The 12,382-nt window shown below is 63.8% G+C and carries 7 protein-coding genes and 1 pseudogene; 7 read left to right on the forward strand and 1 reads right to left on the reverse strand.

Translation table 11 applies throughout. The features are described from left to right. The first annotated feature begins 32 nt into the window (after window positions 1–32). The 4 genes from LOKO_RS16020 to LOKO_RS16035 all read left to right on the forward strand — a co-directional run bounded on the left by LOKO_RS16020 (window position 33) and on the right by LOKO_RS16035 (window position 3,811). Window positions 33–1,001 carry a type II secretion system F family protein gene (locus LOKO_RS16020; RefSeq protein ID WP_066451613.1) on the forward strand — a complete coding sequence of 323 codons (969 nt, stop codon included), beginning with the start codon at window positions 33–35 and terminating at the stop codon, window positions 999–1,001. A gap of 83 nt (window positions 1,002–1,084) precedes the next feature. Then, window positions 1,085–2,026 carry a tetratricopeptide repeat protein gene (locus tag LOKO_RS16025; protein ID WP_083517633.1) on the forward strand — a complete coding sequence of 314 codons (942 nt, stop codon included), beginning with the start codon at window positions 1,085–1,087 and terminating at the stop codon, window positions 2,024–2,026. Between the two features lie 31 nt (window positions 2,027–2,057). After that, window positions 2,058–2,525, forward strand: a complete 468-nt coding sequence (locus LOKO_RS16030) for a TadE/TadG family type IV pilus assembly protein (protein ID WP_066451615.1) — start codon at window positions 2,058–2,060, stop codon at window positions 2,523–2,525. Between the two features lie 2 nt (window positions 2,526–2,527). Next, complete coding sequence (locus LOKO_RS16035; protein WP_066451619.1) at window positions 2,528–3,811, forward strand: TadG family pilus assembly protein; 1,284 nt, start codon at window positions 2,528–2,530, stop codon at window positions 3,809–3,811. 74 nt (window positions 3,812–3,885) lie between these two features. Here the strand turns inward: LOKO_RS16035 and LOKO_RS16040 are convergent, their stop codons facing one another. Continuing rightward, window positions 3,886–4,827, reverse strand: a complete 942-nt coding sequence (locus LOKO_RS16040) for a helix-turn-helix transcriptional regulator (protein WP_083517634.1) — start codon at window positions 4,825–4,827, stop codon at window positions 3,886–3,888. A gap of 332 nt (window positions 4,828–5,159) precedes the next feature. On the opposite strand from LOKO_RS16040, the pseudogene LOKO_RS16050 reads away from it, so the two are divergent. From LOKO_RS16050 to LOKO_RS16060, 3 genes and pseudogenes are all read left to right on the forward strand, one after another. Continuing rightward, a pseudogene (locus LOKO_RS16050) lies at window positions 5,160–5,897 on the forward strand (BaiN/RdsA family NAD(P)/FAD-dependent oxidoreductase); the annotation flags it as partial. Window positions 5,898–5,956: 59 nt separating this feature from the next. After that, on the forward strand, window positions 5,957–6,745 hold the full coding sequence (locus LOKO_RS16055) for a hypothetical protein (protein WP_144439688.1): 789 nt from the start codon (window positions 5,957–5,959) through the stop codon (window positions 6,743–6,745). A gap of 231 nt (window positions 6,746–6,976) precedes the next feature. Beyond that, window positions 6,977–12,376: a VWA domain-containing protein gene (locus LOKO_RS16060; protein ID WP_066451626.1), complete on the forward strand. Its 5,400-nt coding sequence runs from the start codon at window positions 6,977–6,979 to the stop codon at window positions 12,374–12,376. Window positions 12,377–12,382: the final 6 nt, after the last annotated feature.

The raw sequence follows: 12,382 nt of genomic DNA on the forward strand, positions 1-12,382 counted from the left end.
TGAGTCAGCGTGTTGAGTGAGGAGGGCAGGACATGGAAAGCATGGCGCTCTGGTTCGAGCCGCTCAGTGAGCGACTGCAGGACCCCCAGATGGTTCAACTGGGCTTTGCCGCCCTGCTGGGACTGGCAATCTTTGCCTTGATGGTGGCACTGATGCTGCTGGTCATGGGCACCTCGGACCCACTGCGCCGTCGCCTGCGGCGCCTGGAGGCAGGTGGCGAAACCGCCACGGCCGGGGCGTCGGGCCTGGGCCAGTGGCTGGGTCCCATGGGTGAGCGGCTGGTGCCCAGTGAAGAGGAGGCCAAGAGCCGTATTGCCCGCGAGATGCGCCGTGCCGGCAAGCGCTCGCCGGGGGCGGTGAATGTCTTCTACGGGGTGCGCCTGCTGCTGACGGTGGTGCCCGCGCTGACGCTGGCGCTGCTGGTCATTCCCTTCGTGCGCATTGATCCCGCTGTCAGCGTAATTATCGTGATAGCCGTGGCGATTGCCGGCTATCTGCTGCCGCGCTTCTGGCTGGAGCGGGCCATCAAGCGCCGCACCCTGCAGTTGCGGCGCGGCCTGCCCGACGCCCTGGACCTGCTGGTGGTCTGCAGCGAGGCGGGCCTGGGCCTGGGCGCCGCCATTCAGCGTGTGGCCCGGGACCTGGAAGTGAGCCACCCGGAACTGGCCGACGAGTTGCACCTGTTCGGTCTGCAGACCCGTGCCGGCATGGACAACAAGGCGGCGCTGCGCGACCTGGAAGAGCGTACCGGCGTGGAGGATATCCGTGGCCTGGTGACCACCCTGCTGCAGAGCATGCGTTTTGGCACCAGTATCGCCATGACCCTGCGCATCTACGCGGCCGAGCTGCGCGACAAGCGCACCCAGGAGGCCGAAGAGCAGGCGGCCAAGGTCAGCACCAAGATGCTCTTTCCGCTTATCTTCTGCGTTTTTCCCAGCTTCTTGTTGGTTGCAATGGGACCGCCATTGCTGGGGGCGGCGGCGGCCCTGGCCGGCCGCTGAACCGGCAGGAACACTAATAACGACAACGAAGTATCACGACACCGTTAATCATCACGATAGCGGTCATTCAGGGAGCATCAGCCATGAAATGCAAGTACCTCTCCTGTATCGCCTTGGCGGCGCTGGCACTGAGCGGCTGTGCCAGCACGGCTCAGCAAAACGGTGTGAACTCGGACCTCTACGGCCCGCTGGGGGATGACGGCTCCTCCTTGGCCTATGGCACCGCCTTTCCGGTCGCCTCGCCGGCAGAGGCCTATCGCAACGGCGAGGCGGCCCTTCGCGCCGGTGACGCCGATAGGGCGCTGTTCGAGTACCTGCGCGGCCTGCGCATGGAGCGGCGGCCCCAGGCCGATCCGCTTTATCGGGTCGGCATCATCCACCACGGGCGCGGCAATCAAGACCTGGCCCAGAATGCCTATCGCTGGGCGCTCGAGATCGAGCCGAGCCACGTGGGCGCCGGCACGGCGTTGGGTGTCCTGCTGTTGCAGCAACGCGACTACGACGGTGCCGAACGCCACCTGGCTCCCATCGCCAACGGGCGCAACTCTCCCTGGCAGGCGCACAACGCCCTGGGAGTAATCGCCGACATCCGCGGCGAGCACAGCCTGGCCGGGAGCCACTACGAAAAGGCACTGTCGGCGAGCCCCGGCACGCCGCTGGTGCTCAACAACCTGGGCTATTCACGCTACCTGGCCGGCGACTTGCCGGGGGCCCGGCAGTCGCTGCGCGCCGCGGTAAGTGCCAACCCCAGCTACGAGCTGGCATGGCGCAATCTGGGGCTGGTCTACGCCCGGGAGGGTGACCACGAAACTGCGATCGAGGCGGTGGCGCGAAACGGCGACCGGGCCAAGGCCTACAACGATATCGGCTACATCTCGATGCTGGAAGGACGCTACCAGGATGCCATGGGCTTTTTCGAGGAGGCCATGCGGCTATCACCGGCCTACTACATAACCGCCAGCGAGAACGCGCGCAATCTCGACAGCCTGCTGCGACGCAACGGCGGAGCGAGCAGGCCCAACTGACGAGCGGTGCCCGCTGTGGAGGGTATTGATCATGAAATGCCAGGCACGCAAGCAGAGGGGGCAGCTGAGATCGCTGCGCAGGCAGCAGGGGAGTGAAACCGTCGAATTCGCCATCTCCGCCACGCTGCTGTTTATCCTGCTATTCGGCATCATCGAGTTCAGCGTTGCCTTGTATGACAAGGCGACGCTGACCAATGCCAGCCGCGAGGGGGCGAGAACCGGTATTCTCTTTCGACCTGACCCCAGGGATATTTCTGCCGAGGATAACGCCATCGAAGAGGCCATTCGAATCTACGCCGAGCAGTATCTGATCTCCCTGGGCGGCCCGGCCGAAATGGCAATCACAATCGAACGACCCAATGGAAACTCTGTGCAGGCTGGCGATAGCCTGATCGTTACGGTGGATTACCCCTACCAGTTCCTGTTGCTGCCGAGTTTTGTTGGCACCCTGGGCGGCATCCTGGGTCTCTCTGCCACCACTACCATGCGAGCGGAATAGCCATGAAAACGTCTATCCCTATACGGCGCGGTGGCTGGCGCCACGGCTCACCCGGCCATCAGCGCGGTGTCTCCATCGTCCTGTTCGCCCTGGCATTGTTCATGCTATTGGGCTTTACCGCCCTGTCGGTGGACGGCGGCAACCTTTTTGTCGCCAAAAATGAATTACATAACGCCGCCGATGCCGGCTCCCTGGCGGGGGCCAGGATGCTCTATACTCAGGACGGCAGCTCGGTCAATCCCGGTGCCAACCAGATTGCCACCGATGCCGCTCAAGCCAACAACAGCCAGAATTCCGCGTCGGAAGTCGTCAGTGCCCTGCGTGGCCATTGGAGCTTCGCGACCCGCACCTTCACCCCGAATGATTCCCTGGATCCAGTAGACCTGTTCGAGAAGTCGACCGCTGAGCTGGACGAGTACGACCCATTCAATCCGTTCATCAATGCTGTGGAAGTGGTCACGGCTCGGCAGCAGACCCAGGTGGAGGCCTTCTTTGGGCGTATCTTCGGCTTCGAGGGCTACGACGTGTCGGCGCGTTCGGTGGCCTATATCGGTTTTGCCGGCCGGCTGCGTCCGAAAGACACTGACCAGCCCATTGCTATGTGCCGGCAAGCGCTGGTGGACCCCTCAGGCAACTATTCCTGCAGTGTCGGTCGCTTTATTCCCGAGGGCGACCAGACCGGTGGCTGGACCAATTTCCAGCACGACGAGAGCGGGGCGACTAATGCCAATGAGTTGAAACAACTGGTTTGCGGTGAAGGTAATCCGGACGAGATGCGGTTTGGGGAAGACATTTCGACCAATAACGGTCAGGTGCAGTCGGCTTTCCAGGCACTCTACGACTGCTGGGTGGAGGAGACCGGCAAGGAAACGGTATGGTCGCTGACGCTGCCGGTGATCGACTGCGAAGATGGCGTGGCCCCAAGCAATCCTCTGGTGGGCGCTGTGACCGTGAATATCGTCTGGATCATCGACCAGGCCAACCAGATCGACCAGCGGGCCCCGCAGCAGATGGAACTGCCGCCGGAGGACAGTGACGGCGTTTCGCCCGGTACCTGGAGCAGCGCCAGTACCAGCGGGGCAGAGCGCTGGGATAGCTTCGTCGAAACTTTTAATCTGCAAAAGCCCAACGGTGATCTGGCGTACTGGAGCTCGGAGCCGCAGCAGACCGGCTGGCGTCAGAAGAGCATCTATTTCTTGCCGAGTTGTAGCTTCCATGAACCCAAGGGGCAGACCGGCGGCGAGAACTTCGGCATCCTGGCGCGAATACCGGTATTGGTGGATTGAACGCTGCGCTCTTCCTTCGAAGGACCCCGTTGTGGGGTCCTTTATGTACGCTGCCTGCAATGTGAAGTGGCGGCTTATGGGCCGATGGGCTTGATGGGGTCAGGCAATGCCGGCAATGTCGCAATGAGTGCGGCCTCCCCGGCCTTGTCTGTGGGCATTGGACCGGCTGCCTGGGTGTCTGTGGGGTGGGTGGACTGAGTCGCTTCGAGCCGGTAGCGCGAAGGGGGCTTCCCCACATAGCGCTGAAAGGTGCGAGTAAAATAGGAGAGGTCGCGAAAGCCCACGGTAAAACAGACGTCGGTGATGGACACCTTGGGATTGGCCAGCAGCCGCATGGCCTCATTGATGCGACGGTGAAGCAGGTATTCCTGAAAGGTGATCCCGGTCAGCCGCTTGAAGAAGCGGCTGAACTGGAAGGCACTCAGCCCACAAAGTGTCGCCATTTCTTGCTGGGCAATCCTGCGGTGCAGGTTCTGGTCGATATAGGAAATCGCTCGCTGAAGGCGGGCCTGTTCATCGCCTGCCGCCGAACAGTGGAGTCGGGCTTCGTGGGGAATGCTGTTATCGATTTCCACCACTTCCCTTTCCTGCGGCATGCTCCTGTGGGGCGGGATGCCGGCATTGATAGTCTTGCCCGGCAAGCGCACCCTGTATAGCTTGGCCATTACCTCTATAAACCGCTGTGTATCGACAGGCTCGACCAGGTAGTCCCAGACCCTGGCGCGGAAGGCCCATACGGCAAGGTGTTCTGAGTGGGCCTGGGTGATCATCAGCAGGGGGACGGAGGGCGCGGCCTGTTTCGTTTCGCGTAGGCTGGTGAGTCCGGAAAAATCCGGATAATCAAATTGAAAACAGACAGCAATGGGTGGTCTGTCCTGCATGATAGGGACGGGGTCCTGGCCGGCTACAACGACCTCGGTGCGATAGCCTTCCTGTTTCAAGGCATGGTGAAAGTCACTGTCGGTCTGCCCTTGAACGTTTCGAACAACGATAAGCACATACTCATGTACAATCATGGCTCCCCCTGCTCTCGCTCGAAGCTCATCTATATGCTATTTTACTAAATTAGTTTTATTTTAATTTTTATTGAAGCATTCTTTCCGACAGCAGATTAATTTATATAGCAAGACTTCACGCCCAGGATTTCTCTAAGACGTTAAGCCAGCTGAAAAATCTTCCCTTGTTCTGAAATGTAATATACGTACCATTGTTTCAATTTGTTGCTGCGCTTACTTAGCCTAGACGGCCAAATTGACTTTGGAAAGTGAAAAGCCCGATTCGTGAGGAAGGCAAGGCATCCCTGTTACAATGCTCGCCCTCTAGCACCAGCGGCTGGGAGACTGAGCGCATGACCTATGACGTGGTGGTGATCGGGGCGGGGGCCGCCGGGCTGATGTGTGCGCTGACGGCCGGTTACGGCGGGCGGCGGGTGCTGGTCGTCGACCATGCCAACAAGGCCGGCAAGAAGATCCTCATGTCCGGCGGGGGGCGCTGCAACTTTACCAACCTGGCGACAGCTCCGGCGAACTTCTTCTCCGGCAATCCGCATTTCTGCATTTCCGCGCTGAAGCGCTACCGCCCCGAGCACTTCGTGGAGTTGGTAGAACGCCATGGGGTCGACTACGTGGAAAAGGCCCCGGGCCAGCTGTTCTGTGCCGATTCCGCCAAGGAGATCCTGCGGGTCCTGCTCACCGAGTGCGACTGGGCCGGGGTCGATATTCGCCTGCAGTGCTCGGTGGAGGGGGTCGAGCGGCGGGGGGAGGGGATGCAAGTGCTGACATCACTGGGCCGTATCGAGACCGGTGCCGTGGTGGTGGCCTGCGGCGGCCTTTCGATTCCCACCATGGGGGCGACCGGCTTCGGCTACGACATCGCCCGGCAGTTTGGCTTGGCTGTCACCGACACCCGCCCTGCGCTGGTGCCGTTTACACTGACATCGCAGTGGAAGGCGCGGGCGGCCGAACTGGCCGGGGTGAGCTGCGACATCGCGGTAGCTACGATACGCGACGGCCGGTGTTTGGGGCCGGGCCGCGAGCGCCGCTACCGCGAGCCGATGCTGTTCACCCACCGCGGCCTCTCGGGGCCGAGACATCGACTGAACGGCAGGCGGCCAAGGCGCTCTACACCCGGCGGATGAAGGACCTCATGGACGGCGCACCGTCCACCCTGCATGGCACCGGTGCACTCGCGGCGCAGATGGAGTTTCTGACAACCCACAAGGTGTCGGACTTCACCGCTGTCATCGATCCGCTGCTGTCCACAATGCAGGATGACTCCGCCTCGGCGGACTTCAAGGACACGGTCTCGCAGGTACTGAACAGCAGCTCCCCGCGGATGGCGGATCTCTACGGTGAGGCTTATCTCGCCCACCTCATGGACCTGGTCTGGCGCAGCCGTGATGAAGAGGATGCCGAGGGTCCGGGGATGATGCTATGGCATGTCATGCGCCTGGCCGAGCACGCAACGGTCGTGGTCCGCCTGGTCGCCGAGGATTTCGACGACCACGTCACGGACTGGTCGATGCATCCCGCCTCCGCGCTTGCCATTGAAAGCGGCATGACCCGGGGCCTGGAGCGCACCATAACCCGTGAACTGGCATCGGTGGTCATGGGCAAGGCCATCGCAAGTCCGGTGCTGGACATGGATTACCTTGGGCCACACCTGAGCCGCGGCGGCACCCCGCTGTTCGATCTCCAGCAAAACACCGTTGCCGGCGTCATCGCGCTCTACGAGCCCACGGTGTTCGCCGGGGACAAGCCCGAGAGCTATCCCTTCCCGGTGGCGCCCTACACCCAGCCAATGCTTGCCCAGCCCGGCAGGTTCGCCAGCGAACCGGACGAAAAGGCCGAGTGGCTGGCGTTTCTGGAGCGCGTTGCCGCGTTGGGTGATCCGGACTTCAGCCCCGTTGCCGAGACGGCCCTGGCCTCATTCTGATGGCGATGGAAGACGGGTCTGAGCCAGGCCCGCCTTGCCACCTTTCATCGACTTGATGCCTTGTCCCGTCTGTATGAACGGGTACAGCCCGGTCATGGTTGTTCTAGGCTGTCTAGTTAGTAACTACTAGAAACCATGAATTACAAAAATGAAACCTCATGGGCGTCTAACGTTAATCCTCTCTGATGCGTAAGTGGGGCGCCCGCAGTAAAAGGTAAGAGGGGCGCGTCAGTGAAAAAGATTGCGGCAACTACCACCTGCCTGCTGGCACTCCTGATGGTGGATGGCACGGAAGCCTTCCCCAGGATGGTCTTCGAGGAGGAGCCCAACGATACCCCCGAGCAAGCCCAATCGTTCCGTGGTGAAGCCCGCCTGGTGGGCGAGGTGTCGAGCGATGATCGCGACATGTTCCGCTGGGTGCTGGACGATGCCGAAACGGACCGTCTCTGGCAACTCGAGCTGCAGGGTGATTCGCCGGACGGTATCGAGGCACGTTTTTTCTGGCCCGCCGTGGAAGAGCCGGAGCCGAGCGGGGTGGCCGAATTCGGTGCCGCAGAGCCCGAAGAGAGTGCCGACGAGACGACGGAGTTGCTCAGTCTCGGCATCAGCGCCGACCAGCCGAGGCGGCATCGCCAGCAACTGATCGTCCCGCCAGGGGAGCATCTTGTGAGCTTCCTGCCCCAAGGGGAGGGCGGTGAGTATCAGTTGACCTTGACCGAGGCGGGGCGCATGCGCATCCGCGGCCAGGTTGGCCCCGACGAGGCCGATGACCTGGAAGTGACCCCCGGGCGGCTGTGGTTCTTCCACCTTGATGTCGCCGAACATGCCATCCCTCTGGTGCCGGAGGATGAGGCGGCCGAATACCTGTGGCGACTCGATCTGCTCGGCGAGCTGGGCGTGTCGCTGGAGGCCTGGATCGAGAGTGACACCGGTGAACGACTCGCCGAAGTACACGGCGACTCCCCAGTGCAGCAGCAGTGGAGCCGCCTGGATCTCGCCGGGGGAGGGCGCCTGCACCTACGTAACCCGCAGGGAGATGCCATCGGGCGCGTGGGGCTGGAGCTGGAGGAAGACGGCCAGCGTCCCGCGCCGCGAGACGATGACCCGGAGGCGCAGGAGACGATGGAGGCGGAACCGGAGGCCGTGGCCACCTCGGAAGAGGAGGCTCTGTGGTTTGCCCTCGGCGAAGCCGTGACGCTGGATCTGATTCCCCGCCAGCGCCACTACCTGGCCTTCAGCCTGGATGAGTCAGCGCCCGGCCAGACCCTGGACGTGATTGGCGATACTGACCGCGATATCGATGTTTGTCTCAGTCGCCATGACGACCGCGACCCGGTGTGCCGAGAGGGGCCTGCCGAGGCGCTGTTCGCCCAGATGCAGCTTCCCGCTGGCGACTACCTGCTGCAATTGAGATTGTCCCGGCGCGCCGATGGCCCTGTGCCCACCGAGGTGCGGCTGAGCGAGACGGAACTGCCGGATCGGGACGGCTGGGTGAGCGAACCCAATGACCAGCGTGACTGGGCCGCGGTGCTGAGACCCGGAGTCGTCCGCCAGGGCCGGCTAGAAAGCGGCGATACCGCCTGGTTCGAGTTGCTGGTCGGAGGTGAGACCCAGGTTTGGGAATTCCTGGCGGAGGGCGATCCACTCGAGCGCCTGGCCCTTTACCGTGATGGTGATCGCCGCCCCTTCCTCGACAGCAGGCAGTCTCGCCGCGGTGACCCGCTGCAGCAGCGGCGCTTGAGCCCGGTGCGCCTGCTGCCGGGTCGTTACCAGGTGCGTATCGAGGGGGAAAATACCGATTATCGCCTCCAGGCCGAGCCGCTGGGTCGGCCCCAGCCCGGCAGGGAGATGGAGCCCAACGACACGCCCGAGGAGGCCAATCCGCTATGGCTGGGCGAATCCGTCGAGGGACATTTCCACAGCGAGGATGACGCGGACCATTTTCACTTTCATCTGCCCGGCGAGAACCGCCTGGTGCTGGATGTCGAGCCGCCGTCGGAAGGGCGCCTCGAGGCCCGGCTGTTCTGGCAGGGAAATGAGGTACTGCGCACCCTCGACCTTGAGGAGGCCGCGCGCATCAGTCGGAGGCTGCCCCCCGGGGACTATACGTTGAGGCTCGTCGGGGATGGCCCCTCCCAGGAACCCTACCGCGTCCGGCTGGACATCGGCGATCCCTGGCACCATCAGGGTGCGGTGGGGCTGGTGCGGAATCTCGAGCAGGCGCCCCTGGTCCCCAGGGACGGGGTTATCGATGAAGAGACGGGCGGCGTGGATGATCCAGAGGGCTATCTGCGACTTCCCGTCACCGAGCAGGCGCGTACCCTGCATGTCGAGGCACGGAGCCTCGGCGATCGAGTCCGCTTCGTGAATGCCAAGGGCGATGAGCTCGAGATCGAGGAGACAGACGAGCGGCGCCGCTATGCGGTGACCGTGCCGGCAGGCGAGCAGTGGTACCTCTGGGCGTCCATCAGTCGTCGCATGAGCAGCCTCACGCTGGAGGACCCGGCGCAGCCGTACACACCGGAGACGGCGCCCATCACTGCCGAGCTGGAAAGTGAGAGCGCTCGCCTCCCACCCTTCCTGCCCCATGCCCAGCGCCTCGAGGCCCGCCTGACGGTCCGCAATGAGGGAGAGGAATCCCTGACGCTGCCCCTGAAGGCCCACGCCAGCCATTCGGGCTGGTCGCTCGACGGGTTGCCCGAGTCACTCTCCCTGGCCCCCGGGGAGGGGCGTGAAGTACCCCTGACCTGGACCCTGCCGCCCGAGATGCTGGAGAGCGATCCCCTGTCGCTCTTCGTGGCGGTGGGCGAGCACAGTGTGCGGCATGATCTGATAGTGGACCCGTCGATGGCGGCGCTGGATCCGCAACCGGCGCTCCCCGTCCCCGAATCGCTCGATGGAATGGTCGACCTGGCCTGGAGTGCCCTGGGGGCGCACTTCGTCGACGCCGAGAGCGGCGAGCCGGACAGTGACCTGGCTGGCCTCGCCAGTGACGGGCACTTCCTGATCGACGGTATGGCCAGTGCCGCCAGCTCCATCGAGGTCGACGCCGACCCCGGTGAGGCCTTGCCGCCGATCCGCCTTGCCGGTGAAGGGGGCAAGGTGCATGGCCTGGCCTTCAATCAGCGCTCGCTGCATGAGCATAGCTACCGCTGGCGGAAGGTCGAGATCGCCTTGGGCGAGTCCCGGGATACGCTGGAGACCCGGATGACCGTCGAGCTGGACAGCCGTGACGGCGAGCAGTTCTTCCCCCTTGATGCCCCGGTTGAGGCGCGCTACGTACAGCTGCGCCCTCTGGCGATCTTCCTCGAAGAGGGCGAGCGCCGACGCTCCCGCCATGGCAGCGGCGAGCTGCGTGTGCTTGGGGAGCCTTCCGGAGAGCTGGCCGAACGGCGTCATGACCTGCTGGATCGCGACCTGGGCGGGCACTGGCTATACACCCTGCCGGATATCGACAGCCTCTATGGCTTCCAGGGGCAGCGCTACACCCATCGAGGCGTGACCGGCGAGCGCGGGGTGCGTCGGGGACAGCGTATCAGTGACGAGCGCATCGAGATGGTCTTCGCCTTCCTCCAGCATCGGGCGGCGCGGATCGACGAACTGCGCTGGATCGAGAACCTCGACTGGGACGGCCTGCCGGTGGAGGAGGTTTCGGTATACACCTCCCTCGAGTCACCGGTGGGCCCCTGGGAGCACCGGGCCGACTGGACCCTGGAGCGTGACGGAGAGGGTCAGGCAATTCTCTCGCTGCCTGACGCGCCGCGGGCTCGCTACCTGCGCCTGGTATTCGATGAGCCCGCCGTGCCCGAGGACGAGCGCCGAGCCAGCTGGCGGATTCCCGAGGCCCTGCAGGCCTTCGAGGCCGATGCCCTGGGCAGCGGTCGTTCGGTTCTCGGCCACTGGGGACTGGACAAGCCTCGTGGGCCGCTGGAAGTGGAGCAGGGCGGTGACGGCCTCAGGGTGCGAGAGATCGAGGACTCCGATAGCCACGCCGAGGCCCCCTATTCCCTGGCGGATCGAGTGGTGGGGCGGGTCGATGAGCCGGGGGATACCCGTCATTATCGGGTGAGCCTTGATGCACCGGACAATACCCTGGCCTTCGAGCTCGAGGAGCCGGCTCGGGATCGCCTCGTGGTCACCCTCAGCAATGCCGATGGTGAAACGGTGCCTCTCGACTGGTCATCGGTCGGCGGGGGGCGCCGTCAGGCCGAGGCGGTGGATATCCCTGCCGGGGATTATCGTCTCACGGTCAGCGAGCCGCCGCGCTCCATCGTTTTCCTGTGGGATGGCAGCGGCAGTATTTCCGAGCACCAGCCGGCGATCTACCAGGCACTGAACCGCTTCGCCGAGGGGTTGGAGCCCGGCAAGGAGGTATTCAACATGCTGCCCCTGGGAGGCCCCCTGCTGATCAATGGCTGGGCTGACCACCCTTCCCAGGTTGCCCAGACCCTCGCCGCCTATGACGACGACTTCAATAGCTCGAATTCGGAGCCCGCCCTCGAACTGGCCAGCCGCGCCCTGGCCCAGCGGGAGGGGCAGCGGGCGATCTTCCTGATTACCGATGCCGAGCAGACCGGTCGCGACCTGGAGGCCTGGGAGACTCTGGCCCGGGTTCGCCCGCGGGTCTTCACCCTGGAGATCACCCATGGTTCCAGCCGGGACACCGAGGTGAATCGCTGGTACCAGAACCAGATGCTTAGCTGGGCCCAGATCGCCGATGGGCGCTATCGCTATACCGTGGATCGTACCGACCTGATTCGCGGCTTCGAGGCGGGCATGCGTGAGCTGCGCCAGCCCAGCGAGTTCGCGCTGGCGGTGGAGCGGCGCTACCAGGAGCCACCCGAGCCCGGCAGCCTGAGGGTGATCAGCGCCGACCCCGAACAGCCGGCGGTGGCCGGCGGAGTGGTGCATCTGATCTTCGATGCCTCGGGCTCCATGCTGCGACAGATGGAGGGCGGGCGGCGCATCGAGGTGGCGCGGCGTATCGTTCAGCAGACCCTGGACGAGCGCATTCCGGAGCAGGTGCCGGTTGCGCTGCGTGCCTACGGCCATACCGAGCCCCATAGCTGCGAGACCGAGCTGCTGGTCGAGCCCCGTGCGGATAATCACGACGAGGTGCGCGAAGTGGTCTCAGGTATCCAGGCCATCAACCTGGCACGTACGCCGTTGGCCGCCTCGCTGGATGCCGTACTCGATGACCTTTCCGATTTCGCGGGTCAGCCTCGCCTGGTGGTGATGCTTACCGACGGTGAGGAGACCTGTGACGGGGATGTGGCCGCCTCCGTGGAGGCACTGATCGAGGAGGGGGTGGACGTGCGCCTCAATATCGTCGGCTTCCATATCGACGAGATCGGCCTTCAGGCCGAGTTCGAGCGCTTTGCCGCCCGTGGCGGCGGCGAGTACTTCGATAGCCAAGACGGCGATGAGTTGATTGCCGGCCTGTCCCAGGCCTTGGCGGCCACCTGGCGGGTACTGGACAGTGATGGGAGCGAAGTCGCCCGGGGACGGGTGGATGACGCATCCATCGAGCTGGACGTAGGTGAGTACGAGTTGGTGGTGGTGACTCAGGAGGGTGAGCGGAGCAAGACCTTCCAGGTGGCGCCCAGCCAGTCCGTCGAGCTGGGACTTTGATCCGGG

Origin of the sequence: Halomonas chromatireducens, assembly GCF_001545155.1 — a bacterium.
Taxonomy (GTDB): Bacteria; Pseudomonadota; Gammaproteobacteria; order Pseudomonadales; family Halomonadaceae; genus Halomonas; species Halomonas chromatireducens.